Source organism: Streptosporangium oxazolinicum (assembly GCF_039537505.1).
GTDB lineage: Bacteria > Actinomycetota > Actinomycetes > Streptosporangiales > Streptosporangiaceae > Streptosporangium > Streptosporangium oxazolinicum.
In genome coordinates this window covers 616,487-633,623 of record NZ_BAABAQ010000003.1, presented here as the reverse complement: position 1 = coordinate 633,623, position 17,137 = coordinate 616,487, and the positions used below count along the sequence as shown (strand labels likewise).

12 protein-coding genes are annotated in these 17,137 nt (G+C 71.2%); 10 read left to right on the top strand and 2 right to left on the bottom strand.

Translation table 11 applies throughout. The features are described 5' to 3' along the window. Positions 1-11: 11 nt before the first annotated feature. The 6 genes from ABD817_RS12325 (at position 12) to ilvC (ending at position 9,562) form a co-directional block, all read left to right on the top strand. Positions 12-2,036: a VanW family protein gene (locus ABD817_RS12325; protein ID WP_344917961.1), complete on the top strand. Its 2,025-nt coding sequence runs from the start codon at positions 12-14 to the stop codon at positions 2,034-2,036. 166 nt (positions 2,037-2,202) lie between these two features. Beyond that, entirely contained in the window at positions 2,203-3,111 is a 909-nt protein-coding gene (locus ABD817_RS12320; protein ID WP_344917960.1) for a 2-hydroxyacid dehydrogenase, read from the top strand. 278 nt (positions 3,112-3,389) lie between these two features. Next, on the top strand, positions 3,390-6,050 hold the full coding sequence (locus ABD817_RS12315) for a putative bifunctional diguanylate cyclase/phosphodiesterase (protein WP_344917959.1): 2,661 nt from the start codon (positions 3,390-3,392) through the stop codon (positions 6,048-6,050). A 177-nt stretch (positions 6,051-6,227) separates the two neighbouring features. Next, the gene (locus ABD817_RS12310) at positions 6,228-8,015 is read left to right on the top strand and encodes an acetolactate synthase large subunit (protein ID WP_344917958.1); all 1,788 of its coding nucleotides are present in this window, start codon (positions 6,228-6,230) and stop codon (positions 8,013-8,015) included. A 2-nt stretch (positions 8,016-8,017) separates the two neighbouring features. Continuing rightward, positions 8,018-8,542, top strand: a complete 525-nt coding sequence (gene ilvN / locus ABD817_RS12305) for an acetolactate synthase small subunit (protein ID WP_344917957.1) — start codon at positions 8,018-8,020, stop codon at positions 8,540-8,542. Between the two features lie 39 nt (positions 8,543-8,581). Beyond that, a complete protein-coding gene (gene ilvC / locus ABD817_RS12300; RefSeq protein ID WP_344918108.1) occupies positions 8,582-9,562 on the top strand; it encodes a ketol-acid reductoisomerase in 981 nt (326 codons plus the stop codon). Between the two features lie 132 nt (positions 9,563-9,694). Here the strand turns inward: ilvC and ABD817_RS12295 are convergent, their stop codons facing one another. Further along, a complete protein-coding gene (locus tag ABD817_RS12295; protein ID WP_344917956.1) occupies positions 9,695-10,579 on the bottom strand; it encodes a CAP domain-containing protein in 885 nt (294 codons plus the stop codon). 368 nt (positions 10,580-10,947) lie between these two features. Between ABD817_RS12295 and ABD817_RS12290 the strand changes: the two genes are divergently transcribed. Further along, positions 10,948-12,309 (top strand): MFS transporter, encoded by a 1,362-nt coding sequence (locus ABD817_RS12290; RefSeq protein WP_344917955.1) that lies wholly within the window; start codon positions 10,948-10,950, stop codon positions 12,307-12,309. 97 nt (positions 12,310-12,406) lie between these two features. Here the strand turns inward: ABD817_RS12290 and ABD817_RS12285 are convergent, their stop codons facing one another. Then, positions 12,407-12,952, bottom strand: a complete 546-nt coding sequence (locus tag ABD817_RS12285; protein WP_344917954.1) for an FHA domain-containing protein — start codon at positions 12,950-12,952, stop codon at positions 12,407-12,409. Between the two features lie 88 nt (positions 12,953-13,040). Between ABD817_RS12285 and ABD817_RS12280 the strand changes: the two genes are divergently transcribed. Genes ABD817_RS12280 through ABD817_RS12270 form a run of 3 tightly spaced genes read left to right on the top strand, consistent with a single transcriptional unit; the run spans position 13,041 to position 17,053 of the window. Then, positions 13,041-13,628: a PadR family transcriptional regulator gene (locus ABD817_RS12280; protein WP_344917953.1), complete on the top strand. Its 588-nt coding sequence runs from the start codon at positions 13,041-13,043 to the stop codon at positions 13,626-13,628. A 49-nt stretch (positions 13,629-13,677) separates the two neighbouring features. Beyond that, entirely contained in the window at positions 13,678-14,385 is a 708-nt protein-coding gene (locus tag ABD817_RS12275; RefSeq protein WP_344917952.1) for an ABC transporter ATP-binding protein, read from the top strand. A gap of 58 nt (positions 14,386-14,443) precedes the next feature. Then, on the top strand, positions 14,444-17,053 hold the full coding sequence (locus ABD817_RS12270) for an FtsX-like permease family protein (protein WP_344917951.1): 2,610 nt from the start codon (positions 14,444-14,446) through the stop codon (positions 17,051-17,053). The last annotated feature ends 84 nt before the right edge of the window (positions 17,054-17,137 follow it).

Sequence of the window (17,137 nt, the reverse complement as noted above, 5' to 3'; positions counted from 1 at the left end):
CCTTTGAGGCGATGCCCCTTCCCTCACACCCCGTCCCGCCGGGCGCCCGCGACCCGCAGCTCCCTCCCGGAGTGCAGGTCGCCCAGTCCCAGAGCGGCTCGCGCCTTCCCCCGGGTGTCTCGCCCGACATCTTCGGCCCCACCGGCCTTGGAGGATCCCCCGGTCTCGGAGGACCCCCCGGCCGGGGCGGTTCCCCCGCGCCGGGCCGCGGGCCGACGATCCCGCCCGCCGCCCAGCCCCCGCAGCCCTGGCAGATGGCCACCCCGCCGGAACGCCCCTTCCAGCGCGACGAGCCCACGCTCGTCCCCGGTGGCGACGGAGGGTTCCCGCAGCCCGACGCGCTCCGCTACGAGGAGCCGCCCCCGCCCCGCCGAGGGGCCCGCAGGTTCTTCCTGATCCTCTTCGCCGTGCTGTTCGTCGCCGGGCTCGCCTACGCGGTGCCCGCGGTCGTCATGTCCGGCAAGATGCTGCCGGGCACCAGCGTGCGGGGCATCGACATCGGCGGCCTGACCGCGACCGAGGCGGCCGACAAGCTCAGGGACCGCCTGGCGGGTGAGGCCACCGGGGAGATGACCCTCCTGGCCGCTGGCAAGCGCTTCGACTTCGACCCCGGCAAGTCGGGGCTGGAGTTCGACGTGGTCGCCACCATCAACCAGGCGCCCAGCGGCTTCCCCAACCCCGCCGAGGTCTGGCGGGCCCTCACCGGCAGCACCGACCTGGAGCCCAAGGTCTCCGCCGACCTGGAGAGCATGACGACCGCGGTCGCGGGCCTGGCCAGGAGGATCGACCTCAAGGTCCGCGAGGGCTCTGTCACGTTCGAGGGCGTCAAGCCCGTCGTCGTGATGCCCCGCGACGGCCGGGAGCTGGAGCGGGAGGCCGCGATCGCCGCGATCACGAAGGCCTTCCTCGGCCCGGCGAAGGAGGTCCGCCTCCCGGTCTCGGTGATCAAGCCGATAGCCGGGAAGGAGATGGTCGAGAAGGCCGCCGCCGACGCGGAGAAGGCCCTGTCCGGGCCGGTCACGCTGACCTTCGCCGGTAAGCGAGTCCAGCTGCCGGTGGAGACCCTCGCCGCCCACCTGTCCTTCGAGCCGGACAGCTCCGGCGGCATGAGCCCGAAGTTCGACGCCAAGAGCGCCGTGGCCTCCGTGGAGAAGGACCTGGTCGATCCGGTCCTGGCCCCGCGCGACCCCACGTTCCAGATCGTCGGGGGAAGGCCGAAGCTGGTGCCCGGCCGCAAGGGGAAGGGCATCAACGACGGGCGGCTCGCCGCGGACGTGGCCGAGATGGTCGCCCGCGACGGCGACCGGACGATCCCGGTGCTCCTGGCCACCGTGAAGCCGAGGATGTCCGACGCCGAGGCGCGCAAGCTGGGCATCAAGGAGCGGATCAGCCAGTTCACCACGCCCTACGAGTGCTGCCCGCCCAGGGTGACCAACATCAGGACGATCGCCAGGCTCCTGGACGGCTACCTGGTGAAGCCGGGCGAGACCTTCTCCCTCAACGGCGTCATCGGCCAGCGCGACACGGCCCGCGGCTTCGTCCCCGCCCCCATGATCCAGGGCGGCAGGCTGATCGACTCGGTCGGCGGCGGCATCTCCCAGTTCGTCACCACCATGTACAACGCGGTGTTCTTCGGCGGCCTTGAGGACGTCCAGCACGTGGCGCACGAGTTCTACATCTCCCGCTACCCGGCCGGGCGCGAGTCCACGGTCTCCTGGCCGGAGCCCGACTTCCGCTGGAAGAACGACTCGCCGTACGGGGTGCTGGTGAAGACCTCCTTCAACGACAGCGGGGTCACCGTCGGCTTCTGGAGCACCAAGCGTTACGAGGTCGAGTCGATCTCCTCCGAGAGATACAACGTCACCCCGTTCAAGAGCGAGACCGACAGCGGCCCCGACTGCATCCCGATGGTCGGCCAGAACGGTTTCACGATCGACGTCTGGCGCGTCTTCAAGCAGGACGGCAAGGAGATCAAGCGCGTCAAGAAGACCACGGTCTACCGCCCCGAACTCGACCTGAAGTGCGTGCCTGAATAGCCGCGAGGCCGACACGCCCTCACGATGTGCCCCCCGGGACCGGGAGCGGTGTGCCCCCCAGGAGCTATGTGCTCCCGGGAACGGTGTGTCCTCGGGAACGGCGTCCCCCCGGGACGGGGCGGTCGGCGGGGCGGCGTCATGGGCGGGGCGGCTGGATAATGCGTCCATGAAGATCTGGGTCCCCTCCAAAGCCGCCGCCGATGTCCTGTGCGACCTCCCGGAAGTGGAGTGCGTCGTCTACGACGGCACGGAGCCGGTGCCCGAGGGGGCCGAGGAGGCCGAGGTCTGGATCCCGCCGCTGATGCCGGTGGCGGACCTTCCCGGGCTGCTCTCCCGGATGACCGGCCTGCGGCTGCTGCAGACCGTCACGGCCGGTGTCGACGCCTACCGGCCGCACCTGCGGGAGGGGGTGACGCTGTGCAACGCCCGGGGCGTGCACGACGCGGGCACCGCCGAGTGGGCGGTCGGAGCCATGATCTCCATGCTCCGGGAGTTTCCCGGGTTCGTCCGCGCGCAGCGCGAGGGCGAGTGGACCTACCACCACACCGGGGTGCTGGCCGACTCCACGGTCCTGATCGTCGGCCACGGCTCGATCGGTGAGGCGCTGGAGCGGCGGCTCGACGGTTTCGAGGTCGACGTCGTCCGGGTGGCCAGGACCGCCAGGCCCGGCGTGCACGGCCTGGACGAGCTGCCCCGCCTGCTGCCGGAAGCGGACGTGGTGGTGCTGCTCGTCCCCTCGACGCCCGAGACCACCGGCATGGTGGACGCCGGGTTCCTGGCGGCGATGAGGGACGGCGCCCTCCTGGTGAACGCGGCCAGGGGCACGGTGGTCGACACGGACGCGCTCGTCGCCGAGCTGCAGGGGGGCCGGATCCTCGCCGCGCTCGACGTCACCCACCCCGAGCCCCTGCCCGGGGACCACCCGCTGTGGACGGCGCCGGGAGTTCTCATCACCCCGCACGTCGCGGGCAGCAATCCGGCCTCCGTACGGCGCACACTGAAGCTGCTCCGCTCCCAGTTGCTGCGCTACCTCGCGGGCGAGCCGCTCAAAAATGTGATCACGGGTTCCTACTGACCGGCAAAGGAATCCGGACCGTGGCTACCTCGTGACCTGCGGTGCGTACCGTCGGTAAAAGCGATCTCCGTCGCCCGCGCGGTTATCAGATCGGTGACGACTACGGCGTTGTCGCCACCCGGGCGGGCCGGACGGCACACACTGGCCCTGTGCCGGTGCGAGCGCCGAGGACGAAGGACGACGTGCTCGCGGCGGCAGCGCGAGTGCGGCGAGCAAGGGATGCTGCGAAAGCGAAACACACCGACGAGACACCCGACGACACTGATGGGCAGACGACATTGATCCGCTGGCGTGACCCCCGGGTACCGCTGACCGCCGCCGCCATCGGCGTGGTGGGGCTCGTGGCCGCTCTGGTCAGCGGCGCTCCCGCCGTGGTCGTCGAGGCGGTGGCGGGCGTCGTCACCGCCGCGGCCGCCGCGGGCTCGCTGTTCGCCGCCGCCTCCAGGGTGACCGACCGGCGCAGGGCGCTGGCCTGGCGCTGGCTGGCGGGAGGCTCGGTCACCTGGCTGGCCGGGATGGGGGTGCGGCCGATCGCGGACGGCGCGCCCTTCGTGGTGACCTTCGCCGATCTGGTGCTCCTGGCGGGTACGGCCATGCTCGCGGTCGGCACCGCGCTGTCGGCGGCCAGGCCCGCGCGCGGGCACGCCCTGCTGCGCGACCTCGCCGACTCCTACGTGTGCGCCGCCGCCATCATGGTGATCATCTGGGTGTCGCTGGTGGGGCCGGTCTACGGCGACGGCGGTGACGCGGGAGACGCCGCGGTCACCTTCGCCTCGCCCCTGTTCTGCCTGATCCTCGCCTGCGTCGTGGGCCCCGCGGTGGTGCCGATCCGGCGCTCGGCCTGGCCGGTCGGCCTCGCCGCGCTCGCCGTGCTCGCCGCCGTCGCGACCTCCGAGACGATCACCGCGCTGGCGCGGGTGAGCGGTGACACGCCATCCCTGACCTGGGTGTGGCTGGCTCCCGCCGCGTTCCTCGTGCTCGCCGCGGTCCCGTGGAGCGGGCCCGCGACGCGGTCTGTCGAGCCCGCGGACGACGAGCCGTTCGTCCGCGAGAGCACGTCCTCGCTGATCGCGGCGGTGCCGCTCTTCCTCGTGGCCGTGGCCACCGTCGTCGTGCTCCTCCGCGTGATCAGCGGCGGGGTGCAGGGACCTCCGGTGGTCCTCGCCTCGGTGTGCGCGTCGATCGTCGCCGTCCTGGTGGTGCGCCTGTTCGTGATGCTGATGGAGACCGGGCGGCTGCGCAGCCTGCTCCATCTCGGCGAGCGGCAGCTGCAGGACCTCGCCGAGAGCGCCGGGGACGTGGTCATGCTGTGCGACTACGACGGCGTGGTACGGCAGATCGGCGAGGGCGTCGAGATCACGTACGGCTACCGCCCCGAGGACCTGGTCGGCAGGAAGATCTTCGACTACATCCACCCCGAGGACGTGCCGGGGATCCAGGCGGCGCTGAGCGCGATGAGCCCGGAGGAGGAGGCCGAGGAGGGGCCGGGCGCGTGCATGGTCGCCTGCCGGGTCCGGGCCTCCGACGGGACCTGGCGGCCCGCCGAGTCGGTGGCCACCCGGCACGTGCGCGGCGACGACCTGCTCCTGGTCACCACCCGCGACATCAGCGACCAGGAGGCCCTGCGCAGCCAGGTCGCCCACCTGACCTTCCACGACGGCATCACGGGCCTGCCCAACCGGGCCTACTTCGAGGAGCGCACCCGGGAGGTGCTGGCCCGTCCGGGCGCGAGCAACGTCGCCGTGGTCTTCCTGGACCTGGACGGCTTCACCGCGGTGAACGACTCGGTCGGCCACGCCAGCGGCGACTACCTGCTCGGCCAGGCGGCCCGCAGGCTCCGCGCCGCCGTGCGGGCCGACGACACCCTGGCGCGCTGGGGCGGCGACGAGTTCGCGGTGCTGCTGGAGGCGCCGGTCGACGCCCAGACGGCGGTCGACCTGGCCGAGCGGCTGGTCCGTACGGTCTCGTCCGAGCCGTTCCGGGTCGCCGACCGTGACATCGCGCTGACCGCGAGCGTCGGGGTGGCCTTCGCCGCCGACGACGTCTCCTCCGCCGACCTGATCCGCAACGCCGACGTGGCGATGGCGAGGGCGAAGGAGCTGGGCGGGCGCAGGGTCGAGGTGTTCGCCGCGCACATGCACGCCGACGTGGTGCGGCGCCTGGAGCTCGCCGCGGACCTGCAGCGGGCGCTGCTGGAGGACCAGTTCGCGATCGAGTACCAGCCGGTGGTCGACCTGGCCACCTCGCGGGTCACCGCCGTCGAGGCGCTGGTGCGCTGGTGCCGGGGCGGTGACTTCGTGCCGCCGGAGCAGTTCCTCGGCCCGGCCGAGGACACCGGCCTGATCGTGCCGCTGAGCGAGTGGATCCTGCGCGAGTCCTGCCGGGAGGTGGCCGCCTGGCGTGCCTCCGCCTGGGAGATCGGGCTCTCGCTCAACCTGTCGGCCCGGCAGATCATGGCGCCGCGTTTCGTGGAGACCGTCGAGGCGGCCCTGGTCGAGAGCGGGCTGCCGCCCAGCGCGCTCACCCTGGAGGTCATCGAGGAGATGCTGGTCGAGGACGCGGAGGAGACCATCACCCGGCTTTCCGAGCTGCGCAACCTCGGGGTCCGGCTCGCCATCGACGACTTCGGCACCGGTTACGCCTCGCTGGCGTTCCTGCGGCAGCTCCCGGTCGACATGATCAAGATCGATCCGTCCTTCGTGTCCGGGCTCGGCCGTGACGAGACGCTGACCCTGCTGACCCGTACGATCGTCCGGCTCGGTCACGACCTGGGGCTGATCGTGGTCGCCGAGGGCATCGAGCGGCCCGAGCAGCTGGAGCTGCTGCGCGAGATGGGCTGCACCCGGGGCCAGGGATTCCTGGTGGCGCGCCCGATGGCCGCGCGCGGCGTCGACTCGCTGATGCGCACCAGCCTCTCCAGTCTCGGCACTCCCGCGTGACCTCACATCTCGGACTCTGAGATATGTGTCCCATGAATTTGACGCGAGGGTGTTCCGTCGGCCATGGTGGAGCCATGCAGCTTCACCGTGGGATCCTGGTAGTACTTCGCTGGCGCGCTGGTCGCTGAGCCGAGTACTCCGACCCGCGCGCCGCCCCAGCTCCGCCGACCAGGCGGAATGGGGCATTTTTTATGCCATCAAGCATGCTCAGCCACAAGGAACGAGCCGATGACCGAACAGATGACAGGAGCCCAGGCCCTCGTGAGGGCGCTGGAGCACGTCGGGGTCGACACCGTGTTCGGGATCCCGGGCGGCGCGATTCTCCCCGCCTACGATCCCCTCTACGACTCGACCAAGGTCCGGCACGTGCTCGTACGGCACGAGCAGGGCGCGGGGCACGCGGCGCAGGGGTACGCGCAGGCGACCGGGAAGGTCGGGGTCTGCATGGCGACCAGCGGTCCCGGTGCCACCAACCTGGTCACCCCGATCGCCGACGCCTACATGGACTCGGTCCCGATGGTCGCGATCACCGGCCAGGTGCCGAGCGGCGCCATCGGCACCGACGCCTTCCAGGAAGCCGACATCTCCGGCATCACCATGCCGATCACGAAGCACAACTTCCTGGTCACCGACCCGGACGACATCCCCAGGACGATCGTGGAGGCCTTCCACATCGCCTCGACGGGGCGTCCGGGGCCGGTGCTGGTCGACATCGCCAAGGACGCGCTCCAGGCGAAGACGACCTTCCAGTGGCCGGTCGTGATGCAGCTGCCCGGCTACCGTCCGGTGACCCGGCCGCACTCCAAGCAGATCCGCGAGGCGGCGAAGCTGATCGCCGAGTCGAGGCGGCCGGTGCTCTACGTGGGGGGCGGTGTGCACCGGGCGGGGGCGTCGGCGCAGCTGCTGGAGTTCGCCGAGCTGACCGGGATCCCGGTGGTCACCACCCTGATGGCGCGGGGCACCTTCCCCGACAGCCACCCGCAGCACATGGGCATGCCCGGCATGCACGGCTCGGTGTCGGCGGTCGGCGCGCTGCAGAGGTCCGATCTGATCATCGGGCTCGGGGTCCGCTTCGACGACCGCGTCACCGGCCAGCTGTCCACCTTCGCGCCGTACGCGAAGGTCGTCCACGCGGACATCGACCCGGCGGAGATCTCCAAGAACCGGCACGCGGACGTCCCGATCGTGGGTGACTGCAAGGAGGTCATCTCCGACCTGATCACCGCGGTGCGCAACGAGGAGCGCAAGGGCGACTACGCCGACTGGTGGACGGCGCTCAACGCCTACAAGGCGACCTACCCGCTGGGCTACACCGAGTTCGAGGACGGCTCCCTCGCCCCGCAGTACGTCATGGAGCGGCTGGGCGCGCTGGTCGGCCCGGACGCGATCTACACCGCGGGCGTCGGCCAGCACCAGATGTGGGCCGCGCAGTTCATCGGCTACGAGAACCCCGGCACGTTCATCAACTCCGGCGGCGCGGGCACGATGGGCTTCTCCCTCCCGGCGGCGATGGGGGCCAAGATGGGCCGTCCCGACACCACGGTGTGGGCGATCGACGGCGACGGCTGCTTCCAGATGACCAACCAGGAGCTCGCCACCTGCACGATCGAGGGTGTGCCGATCAAGGTCGCGATCATCAACAACGGTAACCTGGGCATGGTCAGGCAGTGGCAGACGCTGTTCTACAACGAGCGTTACTCCAACACCGACCTGCAGACGGTCCGCCGGATCCCCGACTTCGTCAAGCTCGCCGAGGCGTACGGTTGCGTGGGGCTGCGGTGTGAGCGCCCGGAGGACGTGGACGCGACGATCAAGAAGGCCATGGAGATCAACGACGTGCCGGTGGTCGTCGACTTCGTGGTGCACCAGGACGCCATGGTGTGGCCGATGGTCGCGGCCGGGACGAGCAACGACGAGATCAAGTTCGCGCGCGACATGGCGCCCGTCTGGGACAGCGAGGACTAGGCATGAGCAGGCACACGCTCTCCGTGTTGGTGGAGAACAAGCCGGGCGTGCTCGCGCGCGTCGCGTCGTTGTTCAGCCGCAGGGGGTTCAACATCGACTCGCTGGCGGTCGGCCCGACCGAGCACGCGGACATCTCCCGGATGACCATCGTGGTCAACGTCGCCGACCTGCCGCTCGAGCAGGTCACCAAGCAGCTCAACAAGCTCGTCAACGTGCTGAAGATCGTGGAGCTCGACCCGGCGCAGTCGGTGCAGCGCGAGCTCACGCTGATCAAGGTGCGGGCCGACGCGGACAACCGTTCCAGCGTGCTGGAGCTGGTCAACCTGTTCCGGGCGCGTTGCGTCGACGTGTCCTCGGACGCGGTGACCATCGAGGTCACCGGCACACCGGACAAGCTGCAGGCCTTCATCAAGGTCCTGGAGCCGTTCGGCATCAAGGAGCTTGTCCAGTCGGGCATGGTGGCCATCGGCCGCGGCGCCCGTTCCATCACCGACCGCTCTCTCCGGGCCCTGGACCGGACCGCGTAACGCGTACGAGAAACCCGAAAGGTTAAGCAAGTGACTGAGATCTTCTACGACGACCAGGCCGACCTGTCGATCATCCAGGGCCGGCACGTCGCCGTTCTGGGATACGGCAGCCAGGGCCACGCCCACGCGCTCTCGCTGCGCGACTCCGGCGTGGACGTCCGGGTCGGCCTGCCCGAGGGCTCCAAGAGCCGGGAGAAGGCGGAGGCCGACGGCCTGCGCGTGCTCACGCCCTCGGAGGCCGTCGAAGAGGCCGACCTGACCATGATCCTCGCGCCGGACCACATCCAGCGCCACCTGTACGCCGACCACGTGGCCCCGAACCTGGTCGAGGGCGACGCGCTCTTCTTCGGGCACGGCCTCAACATCCGCTACGGCCTTATCGAGGCGCCCGAGGGCGTGGACGTGGCCATGGTCGCTCCCAAGGGGCCGGGTCACCTCGTGCGTCGCCAGTACACGGCGGGTCGCGGCGTGCCGTGTCTCGTCGCGGTGGAGAAGGACGCCAGCGGCAGCGCCCTGGACCTCGCCCTGTCGTACGCCAAGGGCATCGGCGGCACCCGCGCCGGCGCGCTGAAGACGACGTTCAAGGAGGAGACCGAGACCGACCTGTTCGGTGAGCAGGCCGTGCTGTGCGGCGGCGTGTCCGAGCTGATCAAGGCCGGTTTCGAGACCCTGATCGAGGCGGGCTACCAGCCCGAGGTCGCCTACTTCGAGTGCCTGCACGAGATGAAGCTGATCGTCGACCTGATGTACGAGGGCGGCATCCACAAGATGTACTGGTCGGTCTCCGACACCGCCGAGTACGGCGGCTACTCCCGTGGCCCGCGCATCGTGACGCAGGAGACGAAGAAGGAGATGCAGCGCATCCTCGCCGAGATCCAGTCCGGCGAGTTCGCCAAGGAGCTGGTGGACGAGTTCGACGGCGGCCAGAAGAAGTTCACCGCCTACCGTGACGAGCTCGCCGAGCACCCGATCGAGAAGACCGGCGCGAAGCTCCGCCCGATGATGAGCTGGCTCAAGTAACGGCGCCCGCCCGAGCAGGAGGCGCCGAGGGAAAGGCGACGGCCCGTGCCCCTCGCGACGTGAACTCGTCGCGAGGGGCACGGGCCGTTTTCCGCCGGGCGGCAGGTGGGATGCCCGGCGGTCCGGGGATGCTCAGTGCCTGGCGAAGTTCTGGGTCCAGTAGATGCCCCGGGAACTGTTGGCCACGCCCACCCCGAGGTGGGTGTAGGCGCAGTTCATGATGTTGGCCCGGTGACCCGAGCTGTTCATCCAGGCGGTGACCACCTCGGCCGGGGTGCGCTGGCCCATCGCGATGTTCTCGGCCCAGGCCCGCATCGGGCTGAACCCGCTCGCCTTGATGCGGGCGGTCATGTCACGGCCGTCCTGCGAGGTGTGGCTGAAGTAGTTCTTGGCCGCCATGTCGTCCGAGTGGCCCTGCGCGGCCGAGCGCAGCTGCGGGTCGGAGACGAGGGGGCCGCAACCGCCCTTCTGCCGTTCGGCGTTGGTCAGGCGCACCACTTCCTCGGACACGGAGGAGCCCGGCGCGGAGCTGGGGGCCGTGGTGGGGGTGGCCGGCCTGGTGGGGGTGGCGCTGGCCGACGGGGCCGGTGTCGGCGCGGGGGTCGGCGGCGCGGGGGTGGGGGTGGGGGCCGGGGTTCCGGTGGGGGAGCAGCCGAGCCTGACGGGCTTGGAGCGGCCGCTGTTTCCCTCGTAGTCGGTGACGACGGCGTAGTAGACGCCGGGGGCACAGCGCAGTCTCACCGTCACTCGCCCGTTGATCCCCTGGCGGGACGCGCTCTTGACGATCGGGTCGGCCCCGGCAACGGCGCGCTTGACGCGGATGCGGACCAGGGCGGTGTCGTCGCAGCCCAGCCGGGCGGCGGAGGCCTGGATCCGTCCCGTCGCGGTGACGTACGGCTTGGCGGCGTACACCCGGCACTCGGCCTGGGGAGCGGCCGCGGCGTGGGCCGTGGCGATCGGCGTGCTGAGGGCCGCCAGGCTCCCGAGGCAGAGCAACGCCCCTAGCGGTCTGCGCATGTCGGTTCCTCCGGTTGGCTAGACGCTGGATGACTCCGCATTCTGTCGGGGACGGATCGGTCTTGTCAGCAAATTCCGGACATTAACTGTGAGTCCCAGGTAAACCAGAGTGATCGGACAGGCGTCTGGGGCCGGTGGTCCTCCTGTCAACGCCAGGGGCTCATCAATCCGGATATTTCCCTTCATAGCCCGTCTGGCCTGGACAAATGTCGCGCGGAAGGGGTTGGTGTCGCGGGGGCTCAGGCGGGCCGGAGGGCGGCCCCGCCGCCCGGCGTGCCGTGCCGAAAAGATCTGGAATATTCTCGTCTTCCGGAGATCATGGGGTTCGGGGGCCTACCAAGCGTCCACTCGCTGCGATTGAATGTGGCATGGTCTCCCCGGCGCCCTCCCCCGCCGTCGTCACCGTGTCGCGCGGAGTGCGCGTCGGCTACGGTGTCGGCTCGATCTGCACCGCGACCTTCTCCACGGTCCCCGGATTGCTGCTGCTGTTCTACATGACGAACGTGCTCGCGGTTCCCGCCTGGATCGCCGGTGTGGTGGTCTTCCTGCCCAAGCTCTGGGACATGTTCATCAACCCCTGGGTGGGCCAGCGCTCCGACCGGACGGTCTCCCGCTTCGGCGCCCGCCGCCCCTGGATGCTCCTGGGCGCGCTCACCCTGCCGGTGACCTTCGCCCTCACCTTCGCGGGCCCCCCGCTCACCGGCCTCTCCGCCGCCCTGTACGTCGCCTTCTTCTACTTCCTCACCGCGACGGCCTACGCCTTCTACGAGGTCCCGTACAAGGCGATGCCGGCGGAGATGACCGACGACTACCACGAGCGCTCCTCGCTCCTGCAGTGGAAGATGGTCTTCGTCGGCCTGGGGATCCTGCTCTCCGGGGCCGTCGCGCCGGTGATCGCGGGCACCGAGGTCTCCGGCTACCGGACCATGGGGGTGGTCGTCGGCGCCGCGCTGCTGCTGTCGATGCTCGCCGCCTTCTTCGGCACGGCTCGCGCCCCGATGATCGCGCGGGCCGAGGCGGAGCCGTCGATCCGGGCCCAGTTCGCCGCCGCCCGCTCGAATCCGACGTTCATGGTGCTGCTCGGCCTGAGCTGCGCCCAGATGTTCGCCGCCGGGACCATGCTGGCCGGCTCCCCGTACTTCGCCACCTACACGCTGGGCGACCCGGAGGCGACCACCACGCTCTTCCTGGGAATCGTCGGCCCGTTGCTGATCACCATGCCGCTCTGGGTCTGGCTGTCCAAGCGCTACGACAAGCGCGGCGCGATGGTCCTGGCGTCGGCGCTGTTCATGGCGGGCGCCGTCGGGATGGCCTTCTCCGGCCCGCTCGGCTGGGCGTACGCGCACGTGTGCGTGCTCCTCGTCGGCATCGGCTACGCGGGATTCCAGCTGCTGCAGTTCTCGATGCTCTCCGACGTGATCGTCCACGACGCCCTGGTCACCGGCAAGCGCCGGGCCGGGGTGTTCACCGGCCTCTGGACGGCCGCGGAGACCGTGGTCTTCGCGTTCGGCGCGCTCGTGCTCGGCTGGTTGCTGGGCGCGACCGGGTTCGTCGAGTCCGACCCCTCCACGCCGGTCGCCCAGCCCGCGTCGGCGACCGCGGCGGCACTGTACGGCTCGACGCTGCTGCCCGCGTTCATGATGGGGGTCGGCATCCTGCTGACCATGCGCTACACGCTGACGGCGACGAAGATCAGGGAGGCCGAGGCCGCAGGGACCCAGGGCGGCTGAGACGGCTCCCGTTCCAGGAACGCGCTACGACGCGCCACGGCCCGAGGTGACCGTGGCGCGGCCATTCGGAGCAGTGGTCGTTCGGAGCAGCGGTCGTTCAGGGCAACTGAGGCGTGATCATCAGGAAGCCGCAGTCGCCGAAGGAGACGACGTCGCCCGGCCGGACCTTGGCCGGGCCGACCAGGCGCCAGTCGTTCAGCCGGGTGCCGTTCAGCGAGCCGAGGTCGACCAGGACCCAGCCCTCCTCGTCGCGGCGCAGCTCGGCGTGCATCCGGGAGACGGTCAGGTCGGCGAGGACCAGATCGCAGGCGGAGCCCCTGCCCACCACGTAGCGGGTCCTGCCGTCGCCCGGCAGCGCGAGCCGGGGTAGTCGCGGGCGCCGCCAGGCCGACTCCACGCGCTTGGTGAAGTCGGAGGCGGAGGCGACGGCCTCGGTGACCATGCGGCGGAACCGGCCGCGCTGCGGCAGGTCGGCGACCAGATTGTCGAGCTCGCCCTGGTTGCGTGCGCGCAGGGCCATGTCGACGCGGCCAAGGAAGGTGTCGTGCGACAGGTGTCCCTCGACGGCACGGTCACGAAGCTCGTTGATCGCGCGATCGCGGTCCCCGTCGGAGGCGCGGGCCGGGGGATGCGTCGAGCTCATCCTCCGAGTATCGGCCCCAGGGGCGGAACCTGTCCAGAATATGCAGATCTCTTGCACCGTGGATACTGCGTATGCATACTCGGTATCCATGGCGATCCGACAGGGGCTGCTGGCCCTGCTGAGTCAGGGGCCCCGTTACGGCTACCAGTTGCGTGCCGAGTTCGAGGCGTCGACGGGGGCGACATGGCCGCTCAACATCGGCCAGGTCTACACGACGCTCTCCCGTCTGGAACGCGACGGGCTGGTGAGCCCCGGCGAGCAGGACGAGCAGGGCCGGGTCGTCTACTCGATCACCGAGGCCGGTCTGGCCGAGATGGCGCGATGGTTCGGCACCCCCGTCGCCCAGGCGGACCGGCCTCGGGACGAACTGGTCATCAAGCTCGCCCTCGCGGTCACCGCCGCCGCGGACGTGCGGCCGATCATTCAGGCCCAGCGCACCGCGACCATGCGCACGCTGCAGGAGTTCGTCCGCGCCAAGCGCGCGAGCGTCGAGAGCCCCGCCCAGCGGCTGGTGCTCGACTCGATGATCTTCCAGGCCGAGGCCGAGCAACGCTGGCTCGACCACTGCGAGGCCGTACTCACGGCCTCCCCCCGCACACCGGATTCCCAGGCGCAGGGTTCCCGGACGCAGGGTTCCCAGGCGCAGGATCCTCAGACGCAGGAGACAGACAGTTGACATCCTTCCCGAAACTCAGCTCGGCGATCCGCGCACCGGAGGGAGTCAGATGACCCTCGACCCGGTCGTACGGCTCGCGGACGTGACCCGCACGCACGGCGACGGACCGCGGAGCGTGGCGGCGCTGCGCGGGGTGAGCCTCGACGTCGGCGCCGGAGAGCTCGTCGCGGTGATGGGCCCCTCGGGGTCCGGCAAGTCCACCCTGCTCAACCTCGCCGGGGGGCTCGACCTGCCCACCTCCGGCTCCGTGGTCGTGGAGGGCACGCCGCTGGCGAGCCTGCCGGCCAGGGAACTGGCAGCTCTCCGGCGCAGGCACGTGGGCTACGTCTTCCAGGACCTCAACCTGATCCCGTCGCTCACCGCGCTGGAGAACGTGACCCTCCCGCGCGAGCTGGACGGGATCGCCTTCAAGAACGCCCGCCGCGAGGCGATGAAGGTGCTCGCGGAGATCGGTCTCGGCGAGGTCGCCGGCCGCCTCCCCGACGAGATCTCCGGCGGCCAGCGCCAGCGGGTCGCCATCGCCCGCGCGCTGGTGGGGGAGCGACGGCTCATCCTGGCCGACGAGCCCACCGGCGCGCTCGACACCCCGACCGGTGACGACATCCTCCAGCTCCTGCGCACCCGCTGCGACGCGGGAGCCGCCGTGCTGCTCGTCACCCACGAACCCCGCTACGCGGCCTGGGCCGACCGGGTGGTCTTCCTGCGCGACGGCGAGATCGCCGACTCCACCGCCACCCCCCTGGAGAGCGCCCGATGAGCGAGCGAACGGACCCTCGGGGCGCGCTCGCGGACCTTGGGCGGACGGGAGCCGTCAGGTGAGCGCCCTCCTCGCCGCGCTGCGGATCTCCCGCGGGGACGCCCGGCGCGCCAGGGGCCGCAGCGCCCTGATCATGCTGATGATCGGACTTCCCGTCCTCGTCATCACGGCCTTCGTCGTCCTCGTGGCGACCGCGGACATCAACCCCAGGGAGGGTCTCACAGCGGACATCGGCGCGGCCGACGCGCGGATCAGAATGACCGCGGTCCAGGGAAAGCTGAAACAGAACATAAGTGGAAAAACGTGGATGAGTCCCAGCGGCTCCTCCACCGCTCTGACGCGGCCCTGGACGGAAGCCGCGGTGGCGAGGCTCCTGGAGCCCGGAACCCGGCTCCTTCCGGTGTACGAGGGCAGTGTCGACTACATGGCCCGGGACGGCCGTGATCACGTCTCCGCGCTGGAGGTGGACCTGCGGGACCCCCTGACGGCGGGCATGTACCGCCTGGCCAGGGGCCGCACCCCGGTCTCCGCCCAGGAGATCGCGGTGACCCCCGAGATCCTGGAGCGAGGGGCTCGCCTCGGCGCCCCGCTGGAGGTCACGCGGGACAGGAAACCGATGAGGGTCGTCGGCGTGGTCGAACCTCCGCACAGGGTCCGTGAGGCGGAGATCGTCGGCCTTCCCGGCACGCTCCTCTTCGACAGGCCGGGCACCACCCAGGGCACCGGCTGGCTGGCCGACACCCCCGGACCGGTCACCTGGGCCGTCGTCCAGAGGCTGAACGCGGCCGGTCTCCTGGCCGTGTCCCGTGCCGTCGTCGAGAATCCGCCCGACGGCGACGAGTTCCTCAGCACCTCGTACGACGAGAACCAGATCGCCGGGATCGGGCTCGCCGGGGTCATGATCGTGCTGGAGGTGGTGCTGCTCGCCGGTCCCGCCTTCGCGGTCGGCCTCCGGCGGCGGCGCCGGGAGCTCGCGCTGGTCGCCGCGCAGGGCGGCTCCCCGGCGCACCTGCGCCTGATCGTCCTGGCCGACGGTGTCGTCCTCGGCTGCGGAGCGGCGGTGATCGGCCTGGTCCTCGGGGTCGGCCTGGCGTGGGCCTCCACCCCCTCGCTGCTGGGCGAGCTGGTCGGCGTGGCCGGTCCCCTGGAGATCCCCTGGGGGCCCGTGACGGCGGTCGCCCTGCTCGGAGCGGCCAGCGGGCTCGTCGCCGCGCTGATCCCCGCGGCGCGGGCGGCCCGCCAGGACCCGGCGGCGGTGCTCGCCGGTCGCGGGAGCGCGGTGCGCGACCGGGTGGGACGCCCGGCGCTGGGCCTGCTCCTGCTCGCCGCGGGGGCCGCGGCGACCGTGCTCGCCGTCAGGTACGACGTGGTCTGGGTCTACTGCGCCGCCGTCCTCGCGCAGCTGGGGCTGGTCGCGCTGGCGCCGAGGCTGGTGAGGGGGGCGGCGGGCCTGGCGGCCCGGCTGCCGCTCCCCTTCCGCCTGGCCGCTCGCGACGCCTCCCGCCACCGGGGCCGCACCGCGTCCGCCGTCGCGGCGGTCATGACCGCCACGGCCGCGGTCGTCGCGGTCGCCATCGCGAACAACAGCAACTTCGCCCACAACCGGGACAGCTTCCAGGCGATCGTCCCGGCCGGGACCATGACCATCCAGGCCGGGAAGCTCGACGACGACCGCTGGGCCACGCTGAAAGCCACCGCCCGGCGCGAGCTGCCCGGGGTGCCGCTGATCGAGGGCGCCGTGGCGACGGACACCGGGGGGCTGGCCGTCGGCATGGTGGTCCGATCCGCCGGAGGGACCGTGATGGCCGACTCCTACCTGGGTCTTCCGATCGGGGACGAGCGCCTGCTCACGCTCGTCCAGGGACGGCGGGATCCGGTGGCGTCGGCCGCGTTCGCCTCGGGAAAGGCGGTGGTGTTCCACCCCCGGCTGATCCGGGACGGAAGACTCCCCCTGATCCTGGAGCCGACCGAGGGCGAGGATCCGCCACCCGGTGAGATCACGGTCCCCGCCGTCCTGGCCAGGGCCGCCGATCCCCAGCAGGCCGTCGCGGTGCTGCCACCCGCCGCCCTGCGGAGCGCCGGCCTGGAGACCAGGCCCCGCGTTCTGTACGCCGACGCGGCCTCGCACGACCTCACCCCCCGGCAGGAGCTGGATCTGGAGTGGGAGCTCGCGGGAGTGGTCCCCCGGACCGACCTCCGGGTCACGATCCAGCACGGGTTCCAGAACGACGTCGTCCCCGTGCTGTGGCTGCTCATGGGAGCGGCGTTCATCCTGGTGCTCGGCGGCACGTTCGTCGCCACCGGGCTCGCCGCCGCCGACATGCGCTCCGATCTCGCGACGATGGCCGCCGTCGGGGCGCCGCCGGGCACGCGCAGGCTGGTCGTCGCCGGGCAGGCCGGATTCATCGCCGGGCTCGGTGTCCTGACCGGCGCGGTCGCCGGTGCCGTGACCGGAGTCGCCGCGGCCTGGCCCATGACGACCAGCACGTACGGCAGCGTCATGCTGACGCCGGCCGGGGAGATTCCCCCTCTTTCGTCGGTGCCGCCGACGATCGAGATCCCCTGGCTCCTCCTCGTGGCCGTGGTGATCGGCCTGCCGGTGCTGGCCGCCCTGGTGGCGGGGGCGTTCGCCCGGACGAGGGTGACCCTGACCCGCAGGACCGGCTAGCGCCCGTGGCGTCTCCCGGCGCGGTGAGGGGGACGCCACGGGCGGGTGCGGCGGCACTCCTCGGCGGGCCTCGCCGCGTGAGAG

Coding starts and splice junctions, on each gene's coding strand:
- ABD817_RS12325 (WP_344917961.1), top strand. CDS start 12: ATGCCCCTTCCCTCACACCCCGTCCCGCCGGGCGCCCGCGACCCGCAG.
- ABD817_RS12320 (WP_344917960.1), top strand. CDS start 2,203: ATGAAGATCTGGGTCCCCTCCAAAGCCGCCGCCGATGTCCTGTGCGAC.
- ABD817_RS12310 (WP_344917958.1), top strand. CDS start 6,228: ATGGGGCATTTTTTATGCCATCAAGCATGCTCAGCCACAAGGAACGAG.
- ilvN (WP_344917957.1), top strand. CDS start 8,018: ATGAGCAGGCACACGCTCTCCGTGTTGGTGGAGAACAAGCCGGGCGTG.
- ABD817_RS12295 (WP_344917956.1), bottom strand. CDS start 10,579: ATGCGCAGACCGCTAGGGGCGTTGCTCTGCCTCGGGAGCCTGGCGGCC.
- ABD817_RS12290 (WP_344917955.1), top strand. CDS start 10,948: ATGGTCTCCCCGGCGCCCTCCCCCGCCGTCGTCACCGTGTCGCGCGGA.
- ABD817_RS12285 (WP_344917954.1), bottom strand. CDS start 12,952: ATGAGCTCGACGCATCCCCCGGCCCGCGCCTCCGACGGGGACCGCGAT.
- ABD817_RS12280 (WP_344917953.1), top strand. CDS start 13,041: ATGGCGATCCGACAGGGGCTGCTGGCCCTGCTGAGTCAGGGGCCCCGT.
- ABD817_RS12275 (WP_344917952.1), top strand. CDS start 13,678: ATGACCCTCGACCCGGTCGTACGGCTCGCGGACGTGACCCGCACGCAC.